At 60.2% G+C, this 20,224-nt stretch carries 13 protein-coding genes and 1 pseudogene; 7 read left to right on the forward strand and 7 right to left on the reverse strand.

From position 1 onward, the window contains the following. Positions 1-158 precede the first annotated feature (158 nt). The 3 genes from IB248_RS19265 (at position 159) to IB248_RS31830 (ending at position 2,724) form a co-directional block, all read left to right on the forward strand. Positions 159-1,451 carry an Hsp70 family protein gene (locus IB248_RS19265; RefSeq protein WP_192241538.1) on the forward strand — a complete coding sequence of 431 codons (1,293 nt, stop codon included), beginning with the start codon at positions 159-161 and terminating at the stop codon, positions 1,449-1,451. 59 nt (positions 1,452-1,510) lie between these two features. Then, positions 1,511-2,383 carry a uracil-DNA glycosylase gene (locus IB248_RS19270; protein WP_018857475.1) on the forward strand — a complete coding sequence of 291 codons (873 nt, stop codon included), beginning with the start codon at positions 1,511-1,513 and terminating at the stop codon, positions 2,381-2,383. Between the two features lie 149 nt (positions 2,384-2,532). Continuing rightward, entirely contained in the window at positions 2,533-2,724 is a 192-nt protein-coding gene (locus tag IB248_RS31830) for a hypothetical protein (protein WP_018857476.1), read from the forward strand. A gap of 95 nt (positions 2,725-2,819) precedes the next feature. Here the strand turns inward: IB248_RS31830 and IB248_RS19275 are convergent, their stop codons facing one another. Both IB248_RS19275 and IB248_RS19280 read right to left on the reverse strand, forming a co-directional pair. Next, entirely contained in the window at positions 2,820-3,668 is an 849-nt protein-coding gene (locus tag IB248_RS19275) for a hypothetical protein (RefSeq protein ID WP_192241539.1), read from the reverse strand. Positions 3,669-3,882: 214 nt separating this feature from the next. Then, positions 3,883-4,812: pseudogene (locus tag IB248_RS19280) on the reverse strand (DMT family transporter). 280 nt (positions 4,813-5,092) lie between these two features. Here IB248_RS19280 and IB248_RS32200 point away from each other — a divergent pair. The 3 genes from IB248_RS32200 (at position 5,093) to IB248_RS19295 (ending at position 11,526) form a co-directional block, all read left to right on the forward strand. Beyond that, a complete protein-coding gene (locus tag IB248_RS32200) occupies positions 5,093-6,205 on the forward strand; it encodes a methyl-accepting chemotaxis protein (protein WP_113471593.1) in 1,113 nt (370 codons plus the stop codon). A 170-nt stretch (positions 6,206-6,375) separates the two neighbouring features. Next, positions 6,376-9,024, forward strand: coding sequence for an aminopeptidase N (gene pepN, locus IB248_RS19290; RefSeq protein ID WP_192241540.1), 2,649 nt, complete (start codon positions 6,376-6,378; stop codon positions 9,022-9,024). 183 nt (positions 9,025-9,207) lie between these two features. Then, entirely contained in the window at positions 9,208-11,526 is a 2,319-nt protein-coding gene (locus tag IB248_RS19295) for a PAS domain-containing sensor histidine kinase (RefSeq protein WP_192241541.1), read from the forward strand. Here the strand turns inward: IB248_RS19295 and IB248_RS19300 are convergent. The 4 genes from IB248_RS19300 to IB248_RS19315 all read right to left on the reverse strand — a co-directional run bounded on the left by IB248_RS19300 (position 11,523) and on the right by IB248_RS19315 (position 18,414). Further along, positions 11,523-14,480 (reverse strand): bifunctional [glutamine synthetase] adenylyltransferase/[glutamine synthetase]-adenylyl-L-tyrosine phosphorylase, encoded by a 2,958-nt coding sequence (locus IB248_RS19300; protein WP_192241542.1) that lies wholly within the window; start codon positions 14,478-14,480, stop codon positions 11,523-11,525. The genes IB248_RS19295 and IB248_RS19300 overlap by 4 nt on opposite strands. A 117-nt stretch (positions 14,481-14,597) precedes the next feature. Further along, entirely contained in the window at positions 14,598-16,019 is a 1,422-nt protein-coding gene (locus IB248_RS19305; protein ID WP_192241543.1) for an ATP-binding protein, read from the reverse strand. Beyond that, entirely contained in the window at positions 16,016-16,762 is a 747-nt protein-coding gene (locus tag IB248_RS19310; RefSeq protein ID WP_025659901.1) for a response regulator transcription factor, read from the reverse strand. Before IB248_RS19310 ends, IB248_RS19305 begins: the two co-directional genes overlap by 4 nt. Before the next feature lie 80 nt (positions 16,763-16,842). After that, on the reverse strand, positions 16,843-18,414 hold the full coding sequence (locus tag IB248_RS19315) for a Do family serine endopeptidase (RefSeq protein ID WP_062374591.1): 1,572 nt from the start codon (positions 18,412-18,414) through the stop codon (positions 16,843-16,845). A gap of 219 nt (positions 18,415-18,633) precedes the next feature. Here IB248_RS19315 and IB248_RS19320 point away from each other — a divergent pair, with 219 nt between their 5' ends. Beyond that, on the forward strand, positions 18,634-19,812 hold the full coding sequence (locus tag IB248_RS19320) for an MFS transporter (protein WP_025659903.1): 1,179 nt from the start codon (positions 18,634-18,636) through the stop codon (positions 19,810-19,812). Between the two features lie 2 nt (positions 19,813-19,814). Here the strand turns inward: IB248_RS19320 and IB248_RS19325 are convergent. After that, on the reverse strand, positions 19,815-20,224 hold a 410-nt coding region (locus tag IB248_RS19325), incomplete at its 5' end, for a cytochrome c-type biogenesis protein (RefSeq protein WP_192241544.1).

Here is a 20,224-nt window from a genome sequence, read left to right on the forward strand (position 1 = left end):
CAAGCGGGCGCCATTGGCGCCCGCTGCATTTTTCACTTCAAGCCTTGAACAACGGCGGCCTCTGTGGCATCACGCGCCCTCCTTGGGCGCGTTGTTTCGCGCCTTAGCGGAGCTTGGCCTCCGTTCCCAAAAAACAATCGACTTGATGAGGTGCGGGCATGGGTCAGGCGCTGGGATTCGACTTCGGCACGACGAACACGGTCTTGGCCACGGCTGACGGGCCGACAACGCATTCAATGGCCTTTACGAGTGCGGCCGGAACTGCCGACAGCATGCGTACTGCCCTTTCCTTCATGAAGGATCTGCAACTCGGCACGTCCGCCCTGAAGGTCGAGGCCGGCCACGCGGCAATCCGGCAATTCATCGATAACCCCGGGGACTGCCGTTTCCTGCAGTCGATCAAGACCTTTGCGGCAAGCGCGCTCTTTCAGGGCACCCTCGTCTACGCGAAGCGCCACAGTTTCGAGGACCTGATGGAGGTCTTTATCAGGCGCCTCCGGAACTATGCCGGCGACAACTGGCCGTCCGACGTCAAGCGTATCGTCACCGGCCGCCCCGTGCATTTTGCCGGCGCGAACCCTGACCCTGCGCTGGCGACCCAGCGCTATAACGAGGCGCTGTCCCGCTTCGGCTTTCCGGAGGTTCACTACGTCTACGAACCGGTGGCCGCCGCGTTCTACTTCGCGCAGAACCTGAAATCCGATGCGACGGTTCTCGTCGCCGACTTCGGCGGCGGTACGACCGACTATTCGCTTATCCGGTTTGAAACGGTGGCCGGCAAACTGACGGCGACCCCGATCGGTCATTCGGGTGTCGGGATCGCCGGCGATCACTTTGACTATCGCATGATCGACAACATCGTCGCCCCTCAGATCGGCAAGGGGAGTCATTTCAAGAGTTTCGACAAAATCCTTGAAGTCCCTACGAACTACTACTCGAGCTTCGGTCGCTGGAACCAGCTCTCCATCTTCAAGACGTCGCGCGAATTCGAGGATCTCAAGAAGCTTGTGCGCACGGCGCTCGAGCCCGAGAAGCTCGAGACCTTCATCGATCTCGTCGACCACGATGAAGGTTACCCGCTCTATCAGGCTGTATCCGCGACGAAGATGGCGCTCTCCGCTTCGGACGAAGCAGCATTCGACTTCGCGCCCCTCGGCCGCGGAGGCCACCTGACGATTCGCCGGGCCGATTTCGAAAGCTGGATTGCAGATGATCTCGTACGGATCGAAGGCGCACTCGATGACGTGCTGGAAAGGACGAACACGACATCCGGCATGATCGACAAGGTGTTCCTCACCGGAGGCACGTCGTTTGTCCCGGCTGTGCGCCGCATCTTCACCGAGCGCTTCGATAAGGACCGCATCGAGACCGGCGGCGAACTGCTTTCCATCGCCCACGGCTTGGCGTTGATTGGCGAACGTGAGGACATCACGCAATGGACGGTGCAATAGGTCGTCTCCCGCCTATCGTGCTCTTTCATTGACGTCTCGGCTTCGCTAAGGTCACCGTTATGATCTCCGTCAGCGAACTCTCTCCGGGCGAACTCGCCGCGCTTCTGCATTTCCATGCCGAAGCCGGCGTGGAATGGCTGCTCGAGGAGGAAGCTGTCGATCGCTTTGCTGAGTTCGAGGCAATGAAAGCGGCAAGGCGAAGCACGGTCCCTTCGCCGCAGACTGCTGACGTTCGGGAGTCCACGGCCCGCCCGGCGGCTCAGACCACACAAAGGAACGCTCCCGCCCCCGAGCGTGCAGCCCAGCGGCCGCAGCCTTCGATCCCGGATGGCGAGGCCGTGCAGCAGGCACGCTTCGCCGCCGAGAGCGCCCGTTCGCTTCAGGAACTGAAAACGGCGCTCGAGGCATTCAACGGATGCAATCTCAAGCACAGCGCACGCTCGACGATCTTCGCCAGCGGTGATGCGGCCAGCGGGATCATGGTGATCGGTTCGGCGCCAGGGGCGGACGATGATCGTGAAGGCCAGCCCTTCTCCGGACGGCCTGGCCAACTGCTCGACAAGATGCTCGGGGCAATCGGTCTGCAGCGCGACGCCATATTGCTGACGCAGGTTATTCCCTGGCGACCACCGGGCAATCGCATTGCGTCGACCGCCGAAATGGATATTTGCCGTCCTTTCATCGAGCGGCAGATTGCTCTTGCCGAGCCGAAGGCGATTCTCGTACTCGGCAACTTTGCCGCCAGGGTCTTTTTTGGCGAAACCGATACGATTCACGGGTTGCGCGGGCAATGGCGAGAGATTGCGGTCGGAAACCGCATTATTCCTGCGATTGCGACATTGCACCCTCAGGATCTATTGACGGCACCAGTCAACAAACGATTGGCCTGGAACGATCTTTTGGCTTTTCAGGCCAAACTGGCAGCGCTCTGACGTGCCCTGAAAATAGGCAAATACAAATCTTTTGTGAAAACACCTATGCGTTTTTCGCATATCTGCCGTTTATTCTAATGCATTGAAAAGTTCATGTTGCAGTGCAATATATTGCTGTGTCTTGGGAGGAATCAACAGGAACCAAGGCAATGACTGCACGTTTTCGTCCTATACACTGTGGGTTTGAAACCCTTCGCCTTGCTAGCGAGCAAGGCCGCACAACGCAAAGCTACAGCCGCATTGGCTTCGCCACGAACGAGCAAATGGTTGCTCGCGGGACTGGCGCCAGCGGGCGCATCGCGCGTCCCGCCATGATCTTTGCGGACTTTCAGCAATACTGAGGCCGAGGCTGGCATTTGCTGGCCTCTTGTCGCGTTGCCTGCCTGAGCAATTCTCACCGACCTGGATCCTCGAGGGGCCGCGCGCCTCGTGGGCATCACGCCTCGCAGCGGAACGCGTCGTCCACATAGGCGAACTTGATCGCTTGCCACCGACTGTATTGCTCGACAAACGAACGCGACATCCAGAGCACGGGTTTCTTGTCGATCGTATCCCAACCAATGCATGCTTGCTGCGCCGCCTTGGCGAAAAGCCGCTGCAAGTGCGTACGCGATATCATGAAATCCGCCGCCAGTGCGCGACTGTCAACATGACCGACCACGACGCGCTCGGGATCGTCGCCGTCCAGATCGATCCGCGAGACAAGATGATCGACGATCAGTCCGCCAGCGTCGTTCCACTGGAAGAGCGCCACATGCTCTGGGGGCTCTCTCCACTGGGGATCCTGGAGGCAATTGAGTGCAATTCGCGGCTGCATGACGCGGACCAGTTCCGGGTGAGCCTCAACATGGGCAACCCGGCTTCCGCCGTCCAACAGATCGAGAGCGCCCAGATTGGAGACCAACCAGCCAAACATCGCCTGATGACTGATTTCCGTCGGCTCGAACTGGCGGGGACGTCGGCGCTCGGCTCCTGGTGCATAGGCGATGAAGCGGTAGGTGACGAGTTCGTCGATAAAGCTCAACACCGTGTTGCGGCTGGCCACCTTGTGCGATGTGATCTCGCGCGTCAGCCGAACCGCCGTGAAGCCCGACGTGGAATCTGCGGGATCGCGCTCCATGGCAAGCGCATAGGCAGTCTGCGTCAGCAACCAGCGTTGTTGTGAAGCAAGCAAACGCGCCAATCGCGGGCCGGTGTTGAACATGCCGCGCATACGCCCCGCATGGAAGCGGAGGGCCAGGATGAACTTCGGGTTAGCAACCAAGTCTTCGGCACTAAGAGGCATTTTTCTCCCGACGCGCGTATCCGGCGTCGGCACTCCCCAGGCACCAGGACGTCCGACCAGCCCATAACATGCGCATTTGCGAATAAATGATGCTTCGTCAAGTTCATAAGACGCAAGAACTGTTCGGATGTCGTTCACTATTTCGTTTGAATTTCTCCCGCAAAACGCGAGAACTTCCGTTGCGTCGTCACAAAGCTGCGATTGCAGGCGGCCTTCAGGATCCGGCCTGCCGTGCCCCACGGCGCTCCAGATCCAACTGGTGCTCGCGGTAGATGATAAATATTCCGGCCGCCACGACAATTGCTGTCCCCAGGAGTGTGGCCCCGCTTGGGATATCGCCGAACACAAAATACGCGATGACACCGCCGATGACGATCGATGTGTACTCGAACGGCGCAACCGTCGAGACATCAGCGTGCCGGTAGCTCTCCGTCAACAGGATCTGCGCCACGCCCCCACAGAAGCCGGCCAAGATGAGAAACAATTGCGGCGCCAGATCAAGGACCTGCCAGCCGAACGGCACTGTCACGAGTGAGAACACCGTGGCGGTGATCGAAAAATAGAGGACGATCGTGGCGGTCTTCTCTTCCTCGACCAATCGTCGCACCTAAATCATCGCCATGCCGCCGAGCACCGAAGCCAGCAACACCGTTAGCGCGCCAATCGCCTGCTCGGCATGGATCCCGCCCTCACGGAAAAGGGTCAGTTTCGGCCACGATATGATGGCCACGCCGACAATCCCGAAAAGTACGGCGCTCCAGCGGTAGATTCGGACAGTTTCCCCGAGAAACACAGCTGCGAAGATCACGGCGACAAGCGGCATCGCGTAGCCAAGTGCAATGGCTTCCGGCAGCGGCAGGTGCAGCAGCCCATAGAAGCCGAGCCCCATTGATATGATGCCGAGCGTTCCCCGCTTCAGATGACCGATCGGATTGGCCGTATAGAATGCCGATCGCAACTGGCCGCGATAGGCCAGGTAAGCCATGATGGGAAACAGTGCGAAGAAGGAGCGGCAGAACGTCACCTGCCCCGGCTGGATGTCACTGCCGGCGAGCTTGATGAAGGTCTGCATTGCCAGGAAAACAACCACCGAGCCGACCTTGAACGCAATACCCCTCATCGGGTTTCCCGTAGCCGACCGCATGTCTTGAACTCTTGGATTGCTGTTTGGAGGCAGGAGGACGCGCCAGACTCGGCACATCTCGACTGTGACAGTCGCCGGGCCGAATGAACAGATAGAAAATCGGAAAATTTCGATGCTCAATCAATCGGATCGCACAAATTTTCATCAAATCTGAGATGTGCCCAAAAATGTTCATCCGATGAGTGTCCGCCTTAACGCTTCGGAAACCATAGAATCGCATTGATTGGCCGATATTTCAGTCCTCTTTCTCTCAGCTTGCATCGCTATCGGGGCAATTTCCATGACGCAGCTCAAATCCAGGGACAACGATCAGCAACGGTTGACCGCCACACCGCGGCTGATGCGTGCGGTAACGGAGGGAATCGGCACCGATCTTGAAAGTTTCAGCGCCGCGAACTCGCATGTGGTCAAGCAGATCAAGCTTCTTGCAATCAATGCGTTGATCGAAGCCGCCCGCGCCGGCGAAGCCGGGAAAGGCTTTGCTGTCGTTGCCAACGAGGTGCAGCGGCTGGCACAGGTCGCAAGCGACATTTCAGGGAAATTCGAAGGCAACGTCATTGGGCGTATCGGGCATTCCCGCGTCATGGCGGAAGCGCTCGTGAACGAGATGGAGGGCGTAAGGCTTACCGATCTCGCCCAAACTCTCGTGCAACTGATCGTCCGCAATCTCTTCGAGCGAACCGCCGACGTGCGGTGGTGGGCGACCGATGCCGCGCTTTGGCAGGCGCTGCAGGAGCCGACAAAGGAAAGGGCGACCTTCGCTGCCCAACGACTTGGGGTCATCAATCGCTTCTACACCGTCTATCTCGACCTCGTTTTGACAGATGCCTCAGGTCAGGTGATCGCCTCGGCAAACCCTGAATTTGAGCGCAAGACCGCCGGAAGATCGCTTGCAGGCGACGGCTGGTTCCAAGCATCCGTACGCTGCGCGTCGGGAGACGACTACATCGTCGACGATGTCCGCGACAGCCATCTGCATGGCAACCGCACCGCCCTTGTCTATGCAACGGCAGTGCGCGAGGGTGGCACGCTCCACGGCAAAACTCTCGGAACACTGGGTGTGTATTTTGACTGGCAGAAGCAGGGACAGGCGATCGTCGAAACCGAAGCCAACCTGCCTCCGCAGATAGCAGAGAAAACGACCGTGATGTTGCTCGATGGATCAAACAGGATCATCGCCTCCAGCAATCCCAACCTTCTCTTCAGCCATTTTGCGCTTCAGAACCAGGCAGGTACGGCCCGCGGTAGCTACTATGATAACAACGGCTCAATTGTCGCTTTCGCCCGGACACTCGGCTACGAGGATTACGATGGCTTGGGCTGGCATGGCGTCGTCGTTCAGCGGACTGAAGACGATGAGGCGATAAGGGCAACCCTCAACCTAAAATCCTAGTCACGGACCGCCTAGATTTGGCCGTTCCGAGATCCTCCAAATCTGCCGTTGCCGCGATTTCGCTTTAACTTTGGTTCAGACTTTGGTGTAAAGATGCCCGTCAAAATTTGTGGCGGAGTGCCTACTCTGCGTACGAAGCACTCATCCGCTCAAGGTCTTCAGGGAACACCATGCGTACAGATACCGGCCAGGTCATCAATCTGGCAGACTACCAGCCCACCGAATTCGTTCTGGAACGCGTGGATCTGACCTTCGAGCTCGATCCCACTGAAACCAAGGTTGAAGCACGACTGATTTTCCATCGCCGCGAGGGTGTCGATCCCAAGGCTCCGCTGATGCTCGACGGCGATGAACTGACGCTTTCCGGCCTGCTGTTCGATCAGTTGGAAATGCCGGCCGACCAATACACGGCAACGCCGGAAAGCCTGACGGTCCGCGATCTACCCGCATCAGAACCGTTCGAGCTGACGATCACCACGATCATCAACCCCGAAGCCAATACGAAACTGATGGGCCTTTACCGCACCGGCGGTATTTATTGCACGCAGTGCGAGGCTGAAGGCTTCCGGCGGATCACCTATTTCCAGGACCGCCCCGATGTTCTGGCGCCTTACACCGTCAACATCATTGCCGAGAAGTCCGCCAACCCGCTGCTGCTGTCGAACGGCAATTTCCTCGGGGGTGCTGGCTATGGCGAAGGCAAGCACTTCGCCGCCTGGTTCGATCCGCATCCTAAGCCGAGCTATCTCTTTGCGCTGGTCGCCGGCGATCTCGGCGTCATCGAAGATACGTTCACGACGATGTCCGGTCGCGAGGTCGCCCTGAAGATCTATGTCGAGCACGGCAAAGAGCCGCGCGCCGCTTACGCGATGGACGCACTAAAGCGTTCGATGAAGTGGGACGAAGAGGTCTTCGGGCGCGAATATGATCTCGACATCTTCATGATCGTCGCCGTCTCCGACTTCAACATGGGCGCGATGGAGAACAAGGGCCTCAACGTCTTCAACGACAAGTACGTCCTTGCCGATCCGGAAACGGCCACGGATAGCGACTACGCCAACATCGAAGCGATCATCGCCCACGAGTACTTCCACAACTGGACCGGCAACCGCATCACTTGCCGCGACTGGTTCCAGCTGTGCCTGAAGGAAGGCCTGACCGTCTTTCGTGATCACGAGTTCTCGGCCGACCAGCGCTCGCGCCCGGTCAAGCGCATCGCCGAGGTCCGCCACCTGAAATCCGAGCAGTTCCCAGAGGATGCAGGCCCGCTCGCACATCCTGTTCGACCGACAAAATACCGTGAAATCAATAACTTCTATACGACAACCGTCTACGAGAAGGGCAGCGAAGTCACGCGAATGATCGCGACGCTGCTTGGCAAGAAGACGTTCAAGAAGGGCATGAACCTCTACTTCGACCGTCATGATGGCCAGGCTGTCACGATCGAGGACTTTGTGAAATGCTTCGAGGACGCCAGCGGGCGCGATCTCACACAATTCTCACTGTGGTACCATCAGGCCGGCACGCCGCTGGTTACGGCTTCCGGCTGTTACGATGCTGCCGCAAAAGCCTTCAGCCTCTCGCTCGAGCAAATGATCCCTGCAACCCCGGGTCAGTCCGACAAGCAGCCGATGCACATTCCGCTGAACCTGCAACTTTTTGCGGGGGATGGAGCAGCCATAGCGCCGACTTCCGTTGAAAGTGCGGAATATACCGGCGCCATTCTGCATCTCACAGAGCGCACCCAAACGGCAGTATTCCACGGGATCCAGACGCGACCGGTGGTCTCGATCAATCGCAGCTTCTCGGCTCCCATCAATCTCCATTTCGACCAGTCGCCTGCCGACCTGGCGCTGCTCGCCCGCCATGAGACGGACCATTTCGCGCGCTGGCAGGCCCTGACGGACCTTGCACTTCCGAACCTTTTGAAGGCGGCTCGCGATGCACGGGAAGGAAACCCCGTCGGTTGTGAGACAACCTTCGTCGACAGCCTCATCGCCGCGGCGGCTGACGAGAGTCTGGAACCCGCCTTCCGCGCCCAGGCCCTGGCGCTGCCCAGCGAAGCCGATATTGCCCGCGAACTCGGGGGCAATAACGATCCGGACGCAATCCACGCCGGCCGCCAGGCAGTCATGAAACAGGTTGCCGACGCCGGACGCGACACGTTCGCTGCACTCTATGACTCGATGACGACGCCCGGCACCTTCAGCCCGGACGCAACGAGCGCGGGTCGCCGCGCCCTGCGCAACGCCGCGCTGACCTACCTCTCCTATGCCGAGAATTCGCCGGTACGCGCCAAGGCTGCCTTCGATGCCGCCAACAACATGACCGACCTGTTGCATGCGCTCTCGGTCCTTGCGCACCGTTTCCCAGACAGCGCGGAAGCTGCCGAAGCGTTGTCGACCTTCCGGGATCGGTTCTCCGAGAACGCCCTGGTCATCGACAAATGGTTTTCGGTGCAGGCAACGATACCAGGCGGCGGCACGCTCGATCGGGTGCTGAAGCTCATGGAGAACCCTCTGTTCACGAGGACTAACCCCAATCGCGTCCGTTCATTGGTCGGCGCCTACGCTTTTGCCAATCCGACAGGCTTCGGTCGGGCCGATGGAGAGGGCTACCGCTTCCTCGCACGCGAGATTCTCGACATCGACCGGCGCAACCCTCAGTTGGCCGCGCGCATTCTGACGTCGATGCGTTCCTGGCGCTCCCTGGAGCCGGTTCGACAGGACCATGCCCGCGCTGCCCTGCTGGAAATCGAACGCGCCGCGGAGCTCTCGACCGACGTCCGTGACATCGTGGAACGCACCCTGAAAGGGTGATTTGCTGTCGAAGGCCGCTGCGCTGGTCGCAGCGACCTTCTGACCGCCAAAGAAAATTCAGCATCTAGAATCGGTTAACAGATTTTTACCTTTTCCTCTGGACAAGGCGAATCACCAGTGATTCATTGAGTTAGGTTCGGGCGAGCGGCGCTGCGAATCACACGAGGGATCAAGGCTGAAGAGATGATGAACGTGCGGCGGGCAACCGCAGCCGAGGGACGGCTGCGTGTCGATTTCGACGGCCTCCTGGCCTGGCGGGACAGCTTTTCAGTCCGCCGCTCCGCCATGACTTCATCGTCTTCGCGCAGCCTGTCGCAGGTCGAAATCGTCCTGAAGCGAATTATTCCGATCCTGATCGTAGCCTTCCTTACGGTTGTAGCCGCGTCACACTTCTTTGGAATGGTCTCCGAATACGGGCGGACAGAAGCCGCTGCCCGTCACTCCACCGCGCTTGCCGCCGCGACCGCCGCCGCGGCCTTCGCCGATGCCAACCGGATCTTCGAAACCGCGGATGCCGCGCAGGCGCAGGCTCGGCTGGCGCGCTTCCTTCCGCAGGACCGCCTGGATGACGATGCGTTCGTGCTGCTCGTGCAGCCAAGCGGCAAGGTGTTTGCCACAACTGCCGCCGGCTCGGCTTACCTCGGCGCCAGCGTCGGCGATTTCTTCTCAGAGATCTCGGCGGTTCGCCGGTTCGGCGATCGCGCTGGCGTCATCGAGACAACAATCAGCGGGCTTCCGCACTACGCGGAAATCACGCTCATCGGCAACTCCGGCGGCTATGTCATCGCGGCAACGTCGTTGGAGCGGATCAGCAAGCTCTGGCGAGACGAGGTCACGCTGAACGTGACCCTCTTCGCAGGCATCTCCTCGATCCTGCTCGTCATCCTCTACGCCTACTATATGCAGGTGAAGCGCGCCCGCGATGCCGACGATACCTTTCTGGAGTCGAACCTTCGCGTCGAAACCGCGCTGTCGCGCGGGCGCTGTGGGCTCTGGGACTTCGATTTCGACCGCCGCGAATTTTACTGGTCGCGCTCGATGTACGAAATGCTTGGGCTTCCCGGCTCGGACCGGACGATGTGCTTCAGCGATGCCGCCCGCCTGATGCATCCGGATGACGGCGGCGTCTACGAAATCGCCCGGTCAATCGCTCGCGGTGATGCGGGCCAGGTCGACCAGATCTTCCGCATGCGGCATGCCGGCGGCCATTATGTCTGGATGCGGGCTCGCGCGCAGGTGATCCGCACCAATTCCGGCCGCGTCCACATGATCGGTATCGCGATGGACGTGACCGAGCAGCATCGCCTCGCCCAGCGCTATGCCGAGGCCGATCAGCGACTGGCCGACGCCATCGAATGCACATCGGAAGCCTTCGTGCTCTGGGACAAGAACGACCGCCTCGTCATGTGCAACGCGCACTTCCAGCAGGCGTACGGACTTCCCGATAGCGTCTTGGTCCCCGGCACCGAGCGCACAGTCGTCAATGCTGCCGCCGCGCGCCCCGTGATCGAACGCCGTATCGCCGACGCAGATGGCTCCGGTTATTCCCGCACAACCGAAGTACAGCTTGCCGACGAGCGCTGGCTGCAGATCAACGAGCGCCGTACGCGCGACGGCGGCATGGTTTCGGTCGGCACCGACATTACGCTGCTCAAGCGCAACCAGGAGCGCCTGCGCGACTCCGAACGCCGTCTCATGGCGACGATCGGAGACCTCTCCGCTTCCCGCCAGACGCTGGAAAGCCAGAAGGCGGCCCTTTCTGTCGCCAACTCCAACTACCTGCTCGAGAAGGAGCGCGCGGAAGGCGCCAACCGTGCGAAGAGCGAGTTCCTGGCAAACATGTCCCACGAACTTCGCACGCCGCTCAACGCAATCCTCGGTTTTTCGGAGATCCTGCAGGATCAGATGTTCGGTCCGCTCGGCTCGTCGAAGTACAACGAATATGCCCGCGACATTCACGACAGCGGCAAGCATCTCCTGAACGTCATCAGCGACATTCTCGACATGTCGAAGATCGAGGCCGGCCACATGAAGCTCGAGTGCGAGACGATCGATCTCGCGCCGCTCATCGAGGAAAGCCTTCGCTTCACAGCAATCCCGGCCGCCCAAAAGAACATCTTCGTCGAACAGCGCCTTTGCGATGGAATGCGGTTGACCGCCGATCGCCGTGCCATGAAGCAGATCCTGCTGAACCTGCTCTCCAACGCCGTGAAGTTCACCAACGAAGGCGGTCACATCGCCGTGCGCACGCGTCGTACCAGCAGCGGCGTCATGCTGACGATTGCCGACACCGGCATCGGCATCCCTCGCGCGGCGCTCGGCAAGATCGGCCAGCCTTTCGAACAGGTGCAAAACCAGTACGCGAAAAGCAAGGGAGGCTCTGGCCTCGGTCTCGCGATCTCGCGGTCGCTGACGATCCTTCAAGGCGGGAAAATGAAGATCCGTTCGCGCGAGGCGATCGGCACCGTCATTTCCCTGCACATCCCGAACGGCGACCGCTAAGTTTTCACAACTATCTGGAATACTTTCCTGATGGCTTTCGAGAGCCGTTTGATCTCTCCCTCAAGCGTCTTGATGTCAGGGCAATCGGCTGCCCGGCAGACAAGATCAATGAGGCCCGCCGGCGCCTCCTTCGGCTCGAACAAGCCATCGATACATAGGCGGATGAGCTGTGAGATATCGGTATAGAGCGACAGTGTCGCTAGGCAGAGTTCCATATCATCGCGGTCCATCAGCTCCGCGCCGACTAACTTCACCTGCCCTGCCGTATTGAAGTCGTCCTCCTCGATGGCGATGCCTTTGGTGGAGGCCACGAGCCGCAGATACTGCGCGATGAATTCGATGTCGATCAAGCCGCCCGGAATGAGCTTCAGGTCCCAGATGCTGGCCGGCGGTTTTTCCTGCTCAATCAGGGCCCGCATCTCCGACACGTCCTTGGCGATCTTCTCTGCGTCGGTCTTCGAACGAAGCACGTCTGCGATGATCCGCTCAGCCTCCTTGATCAATTCCTTGTCGCCGCACACGAGGCGGGCACGCGTCAGAGCCATATGCTCCCAGGTCCAGGCTTCCTCGCGCTGATACTTTTCGAAGGACTTGATGCGGGTGGCGACCGGCCCCTTGTTTCCCGAGGGCCTGAGGCGCATGTCGACCTCATAGAGCACGCCCTCCGCCATCGGCGCCGAGAGCGCCGAAATCAGCCGCTGGGTGATGCGGGTGAAATAGCGCGTCGAGTCCAGAGGCTTGGGGCCCGATGATTCGGCGGCTTCATCGTCGTAATCATAGAGCAGGATGATATCGATGTCGGAACCTGCAGTGAGTTCGAAGGTCCCGAGCTTACCCATACCGACCACAGCCACACGACCACCCGGAAAATCGCCATGTGCCGTCCTGATCTCCTTCATGACGGCATCGAGCACTGCCTCAAGGACGAGATCGGCCAGATGCGTGAAGGCGCGGCCGGCCATGGCGCCTCGGATCGCGCCGGTCAACAGCCGGATGCCGATGAGGAAGCGCTGTTCGTCCGCGAAGATGCGCAGTCGATCGAGCACCTCCTCATAGTACCGCGCGGGCGCGAGAAAGCCGCGTATGCGTTCGGCGAGATAGGATCGCGTCGGTAATTCCGCCATCAGGCCGGGATCAAGCATGCCGTCGAACACATGCGGCTTGGCGGCAATGACCTCTGCCAGCTTCGGCGCCGAGGACATGATGTTGACGATGAGCGACAAAAGCGCCGGGTTGCTGCCAAGGAGCGAAAACAGCTGAATGCCGGAGGGCAGGCCGGAGAGAAAGCTGTCGAAGCGCAGGATCGCTTCGTCGGCGCGGTTGCTTTCCCCGAACACGCGCAGCAGCTCCGGTGTCAGTTCAGTCAGCCGTTCGCGTGCCTCCACGGATTGCGTCGCCTTGTAGCGACCGTAGTGCCATGTGCGGATAACGCGAGAAATGTCGGACGGGCGCTCGAAGCCGAGCTTGCGCAGCGTGTTCAGCGTATCGGGATCGTCGGCCTGACCGGTGAACACCAGATTGCCCGTTTCTGTTGAAAGCTTGGTCTCTTGTTCGAACAAGCGGGCATAGCGCCGCTCGACCGTCTTGAAGACCTCGACCAGGCGCGTGGCAAAACTCGGCGTGTCGTCGAACCCCATCATGAAGGCGATGCGCTTCAGATCGGTTTCGGTCTCGGGTAAAAGATGGGTTTGCTCGTCGTGCACCATCTGAATTCGATGCTCGACGTCGCGAAGGAACCAATAGGCCTCGGTCAGCTCGTCGCGCGTCTCCTCGTCGATCCATTTCGCTTTTGTCAGCTCCGCCAACGTCTCTTCGGTACCGCGGCAACGAAGTGCCGGCATCCGGCCGCCGGCGATCAACTGCTGCGTTTGCGCGAAGAATTCGATCTCGCGGATGCCGCCACGACCGAGCTTTACGTTATGGCCCTTGACCGCGATTGCGCCATATCCCTTGTGCGCATGGATCTGCCGCTTGATGGAATGGATGTCGGCGATAGCAGCGTAGTCGAGATACTTGCGAAAGACGAACGGAACCAGCCCGCGCAGGAACTGCTCGCCGGCTTGGATATCGCCAGCGACCGCCCGTGCCTTGATGAAAGCGGCACGTTCCCAGTTCTGCCCTCTGCCCTCATAATAGATCATTGCCGCATCGAACGAGATGGCAAGCGGCGTCGATCCCGGATCCGGCCGCAGCCGCAAGTCGGTGCGGAAGACGTATCCATCGGCGGTCCGTTCCTGCATGATCCGTACGAGCCGCCGCATCAGACGCGGAAAGATCTCGATCGCGTCATCAGGATCTGCGACGATCCCCGCCTGTTCGTCAAAGAACACGACCAGATCGATATCCGATGAGTAATTGAGCTCCGATGCGCCGAGCTTGCCCATGCCAAGAACGATCAGCCCCGAGCCCTCACTGGGCGCGGTCACGTCCTTAAGCGTTACCTTGCCCCCATCGTGAGCAGCAAGCAGAAGGTGATCGATCGCCGCGCTGACGGATGCTTCTGCGAGCCGGCTCAACCAGCCGGTCGTCACGCGACCGTCGAAAATTCGGGCCAGATCCGCCAGGGCGACGAGGAAAGCGACCTTGCGCTTGATGATGCGCAGGCGGCTCATGACTTCCGCTTCGCTCGGCGCCTCGCCATTTGCTGCCGGCTTCCAGCAGGAACGCGCCTCCGCGATCATCGCCTCGATGCGCGGTTCCAACGGCTCCGAAATCGCAGTTGCGACGATTGCCGTATCGATGTTGGCAATCTCGCGTAGATAGGGAGACAAGGTCAGTGCGGTTGTGATGAAGTCGCGAAGCGTGCCGTCCGCCTTGAGCATCTCCGCCACGGCAGGTTCGCTTTTGCCGATCTTCTGAAGATCCGTCTGGGCAAGCTTCAACTCGCTCTTGTTCAGCGGTTTCAGCAGCCCGTCGGCTACTTCCACAAGGCTATGCCTCGAACCCGTCAGCATGCACCCTCCCTGGCGAACAGAACCGAGAACCGCCGGGGAGAATCACAGAACTTCCGGCAACTGGAATCTAACCTAGGGTCTGTGGCAGCGATGGCCAACACAGAATTCAATCAGTAGTCAACGTGTTCGCGGAGAGCAATTCACCGGAAAGATCATACTGACCGTGAGGCCGCGCTTTTCCTGATTTTGCGGATCGGTATCGGACAGTTCCAGCTTCCCGCCGTGCAGTTCCATCACCGCCTCGACCAAGGAGAGGCCAAGGCCGGTGCCGGGCTTGGAGCGGCTTTCATCCAGCCGCACGAAGCGCTTCAGCACATCCTCCCGCTTCTCGGCCGGGATTCCCGATCCATGATCAGCGACTGAGAGGCAAATGCCATCGGCCCGACGGAGCAGCTTCAGCGCGATATCGCCGTGGCCCTCGGCGTCCGAGGAATATTTGATGGCATTGTCGATGAGATTGAAAATCGCCTGGCCGATTAGCTCGCGGTTGCCCTGCACCTCGATATCCGGCTGGATCGATGATGTGAGCACCAACCCGGCTTCGTCGGCGACGGGTTCATAGAGATCAGCGCTGTCTGCCACGATCGCCGAGAGGTCGACCGCCGACATTTCTGCGGCGACCGATCCCGCTTCGACGCGCGAGATCATCAGCAGTGCATTGAACGTACGGATCAGCTGATCGGACTCGGATATAATTCCCTCAAGCGCGACGCGTCGAACCTCGCCGTCCTTGGTGTCCAGTGCGTCGGCGGCCTTGTTGCGCAACCGCGTCAGCGGCGTCTTGAGGTCGTGCGCAATGTTGTCTGAGACCTGTCGCAATCCCTCGTTCAGCTTCTCTATCCGCCCGAGCATCGTATTGAGTGAAACAGACAGGCGATCGAACTCGTCGCCGGAACCGCCGACTGGAAGACGCTGCGAGAGGTCGCCAGCCATGATCTTCTTGCTGGCATCGGACATGCGGTCGATGCGTTTCAAGGCATTTCGACCGATGCCGAACCAGATGATGATCGCCCCGAGACCCATGATCGCGAGCGCGATCATCAGCGCCTGCCGGACCAGCCCGCGGAATGCCTCGGGCTCCCCGAGGTCGCGGCCGATCAGCAGACGCAACCCGTTGTCCAGCACGAAGATGTTGGCAACGGCCATGTGCCGGCGACTGATGCCGCTTTCCGCATAACGCTGATAGGTGAAGGGCATGGAGGTCCACCCCTCCTCATCGAGCACCCCGGGCTGCACAGATGCGACGTTTCCGGCGAGGATATCGCCCGAGGGACCGGCAATGATATAGAGATTGGCACCGGGCTGGCGCGCGCGACGCTCCATCGTCCGAAGTAGAAGGTTCATGCCGCCGGCATCATAGGCCCGCTGGACCTGATCGACCTCCTGCTGCACGGCTTCGCGGATCTGGTTGGTCAGAAGCCGCTCGGACATCGCGGTCACATAGAAGACCAGCGTCGCGGCGCAGATGGCGAAGAGCAGGATGTAAAGTGCCGAGAGGCGGACTGCCGTAGACTTGAAGAGAAACCAGAAGCGGTTCATCCCTCGTCCTTGATCATATACCCCGCACCGCGAATGGTCTTGAGAAGCGGCTGGGCGAAGTCCTTCTCGATCTTCGACCGCAGTCGCGAAACATGAACGTCGATGACGTTGGTCTGAGGATCGAAGTGGTAGTCCCAGACGTTTTCGAGAAGCATTGTCCGGGTCACGACCTGACCGGCATTCTTCATCAAATATTCGAGGAGGCGGAATTCGCGCGGCTGTAGCGGTATTTCCTTGCCACCGCGTCGAACCTCATGCGCGAGCCGGTCCAGTTCAAGATCGCCGACGCGATAGACAACGTCCTGATCCGGCGTGCCCTTGCGGCGGCCAAGCACCTCGACACGAGCAAGAAGTTCACTGAAGGCATAAGGCTTCGGCAGATAGTCGTCACCACCCGCCCTGAGGCCCGTCACGCGGTCGTCCACCTGGCCGAGAGCGGAGAGAATGAGAACCGGCGTATGAATTCCCTTGCGGCGCAATTCGCTGATGACGGACAAACCGTCGCGGCGCGGCAACATACGATCGATGACGATCACGTCATAGCTGTTTTCCGAGCCCATGAAGAGCCCGCTTTCGCCATCGCTCGCGTGATCGGCCACAATGCCAACCTCACGAAATGCCTTGGTGAGGTAGACCGCTGCTTCGAGATCGTCTTCGATAATGAGAATCTTCATGCGGTCGACATTACCTGCCGGCTGCGTTTCGGCAAGGCTCAAAGCTTCTTCCTGTTGCGAAGAGGTCATTGCGATCACCTACGGATATGGACGAAAGGGAGGAGCCGCGCCCAGAAGGCGCGGCTCCCCCCTATGTCAGGGTTGGCGGATTAACCCTGGCCATTGATCGGAAGGGCGACGAAGCGGCTGCCTTCCTTCGACTGGATCTGGAAGAGTGCCCGCGTGCGGCCATCCTTCTTCGCCTGGTTCAGGACCTTGACGACATCATCAGCGTTGGAGACTTCCTGGTTGTTGACCGAGGTAATCTTTTCGCCTTCCTTGATGCCCTTGTCGGCCGCGTCGGAATCCGGGTCGATGCCGGTGATCTGCAGACCCTTGCCGTCTTCGGAAGGACCAACCGTCAAGCCCAGATCAGCCAGAGCCTTTTCGGAAGCAGGAGCCTGGCTTTCCGGTGCCTGATCGCCGTCGTCAGCGGAAGCATCCTTCTGTTCGGCGGGCAGCGTTCCGAGTTCGACCGTCAGAGACTGAGCCTTGCCGGCACGCCAGACGGAGAGCTCGACCTTCTTGCCGGGCGTCATGGCGCCGATACGGCGGCTGAGGTCGCGGGCATCCTTGACGGTTTCGCCGTTGACGGCGGTGACCACATCACCTGCCTTCATGCCAGCCTTTTCACCAGGCGTACCAGCCTGAGCGGAGACGACAAGCGCACCGCTCGCCTCGGAAAGGCCGAGCGAGTCGGCGATGTCCTTGGTGACGGGCTGGATCTGCACGCCGAGATAGCCGCGAGATACCTGGCCGTCCTTCATCAGGTCAGCAACGACATCCTTGGCCGTAGACGCCGGGATGGCAAACGCAATACCCACATTGCCGCCCGACGGAGAGAAGATCGCGGTGTTGATGCCGACGACTTCGCCACTGAGATTGAAGGTTGGGCCACCGGAGTTGCCGCGGTTCACAGCAGCGTCAACCTGCAGATAGTCGTCATACGGGCCGGAGCCGATGTCGCGGCCACGAGCCGAAACGATACCGGCCGTTACCGTACCACCGAGACCGAAGGGGTTACCGACAGCGACAACCCAGTCGCCGACGCGAACGCCGTTGTCATCGGCCCAGTTGACGTAGGTGAACTTGCGGCCCTTGCCATCAACCTTGAGGACGGCGAGGTCCGTACGGGGGTCCTTGCCGATCAGCTTGGCATCAAGCTCGGTGCCATCGTTCATGACCGCAACGAATGCCGCGCCGTCGGAAACGACGTGGTTGTTGGTGACGATGTAACCGTCTTCAGAAATGAAGAAGCCCGAGCCCTGGGCAACCGGACGCAGACGGCCCTTGCCATCCTGCGGGCCATGGTGACCCTGCGGACCACGACGGCCCTGCTGGCCCTGCGGACCTTGCTCACCGAACTGGCGGAAGAAAGGCTTCAGGGCATCCGGAAGATCGTCGAAACCACGGCCATTAAAGTCGAAGGCGAAGCCGTTGCCCTCGTCATCGGCGACGGGGTTGACACGGTTTTCGACACGCACGGAAACAACTGCCGGCGAAACCGCATCGACGACGTTCGCGAAGCTAGGAACAGACGGGGCCTGAACCTTTACGGCTTCGGCATAAGAACGGGTGATTTCGAGGGGAATACCGGTCGCAAACACCGCAGCGGCAAGGCCGGCGACGGTCGAAGCCTTCAGCGCGGTATTGAGCGACGGAGCTTTGATATTCTTAAACATGAGTGCACCTTCTTTGACTTCAACATCTACAGGATCGGGATGACCAGATCGGGTGATGAAGCAAGATATAGGACGGCACACCTTACTGCGAACTGTCCGACCGATGAAAAATTCGTAATGTGCAATACGACGCGTTGCGATCCGTGCAGCAATCTCGCCCTCGACTAAGGCTCTGTGAGTCGATAAGCCTCCTTTCCACAACCGGAGGAGGACGAGACAATGGCCCATGTGGTCACGGGGGAGGATTTTGCGCCCGACACTGCCGCGCTGGCAGCCGTCATCTTCGGTGTCACCGCCTTCGCGGTTGCACAGGGACTGACCTACCCGCTGATTTCTCTGGTCCTCGAGCATCGTAACGTTGCACCCAGCCTCATCGGCTTCAACGCCGGTTGCTTTGCGGCGGGCCTTGCTGTCGCAACGTTTGCGGTCACGTGGCTGTCGCGAAAAGTCCGCGGCGATCGCTTGATCGTCGCAGGCCTCATCGGCTGTGCCGTCAGCCTCTCCACTTTCGCAACATTCGACTCGTTCTGGGTGTGGTGCGTCGCCCGACTTTTTCTCGGATTCTTCGTCAGCCTGATTTTCATGTTGAGCGAGGCCTGGCTCAACACCGCCTGTCCCGACCGCCTGCGCGGGCGCGTTTCCGGTCTCTACGGCGCCGGCATGTGCGGTGGCTTTGCCGCGGGTCCGCTCGTGATCCCGATCTTCGGCACGGAGCAAGGCTTCGCCTTCGCCCTGCTTGCCGTCTACGTCGCCTGCGTCGCCTTCCTGACGATCATCCTTACCCGGAGAGCACGGACGCTTCCCGAGCAGGCCGCCTCGGGAGCGCTCTTCAAGTTTGTCAGAAGCGCACCGATGCTGATCTGCATGGTGGTCGCATTTGCATTCGCCGACATTGCCGCCATTGCGGCGATGCCCGTCTATTTCGTCCGGCTCGGTTATTCCGAGGCGTTCGCCGCCATCAGCGTTACGGTGCTCGCGCTGCCGACCGCGCTTGCCCAACCTGTCGTCGGCTGGCTGCTCGACAAGACCTCGCGCTTTGGCGTCGCCATCTGCTCCGGCCTGCTCGCCGGGCTGAGCTTCATCGCGATCCCGTTTCTTCAGTCGCAGGCGGCGATCCTGGTGATGTTCGGCATCATGGGCGCTGCTAGTTTTTCGCTCTACACCTGCGCCTTGACGATCCTCGGCGAGCGCTATGCCGGGGACACGCTTGTCGCGGGAAGTGCGGCCTTCGCCCTCGCCTACGCTGTCGGCAGCGCGGCGGGCTCGTCCTCGGTCGGCGCGATGATGGACGTCTATTCGCCATCGGCAGGACCTATTGCCGCCGGTAGTGTGGTGCTGGCATTCACGGGGGTGCTTGTCGCGTCTGTGGTGCGCCGCCGCCTCCACAGGCGGTCGTAGGATCACTCGTCGAGCAATTCTCTCAGGCGAGCCTGTTCTTCGGCTGTCAGCTTGGAGCCCGTCGGCCGGCCTACCCATTTCCGTGCGAAGACGATCAGCGAGAGGCCGCCTGCGACGGCGAGCAGAAGCGGCGCGCCCCACAGAAGGATCGTCTTCGTCTCGAAGCGCGGCTTCAACAGCACGAACTCGCCGTAGCGCGAGACGATGTAGTTCATCACCTGTTCGTTCGTATCGCCATCGGTCAGCCGCTCGCGCACCAGCAGGCGCAGGTCCTTGGCAAGCTCGGCATTGGAATCGTCGATCGACTGGTTCTGGCAGACCATGCAGCGCAGTTCGGCGGAGATCGCCCGGGCGCGCGCCTCGAGCGCCGGATCGGCAAGAACCTCGTCCGGATTGACGGCAAAGGCCGGCG

The sequence above is a fragment of the Rhizobium sp. RHZ01 genome (assembly GCF_014851595.1).
Taxonomy (GTDB): Bacteria; Pseudomonadota; Alphaproteobacteria; order Rhizobiales; family Rhizobiaceae; genus Rhizobium; species Rhizobium altiplani.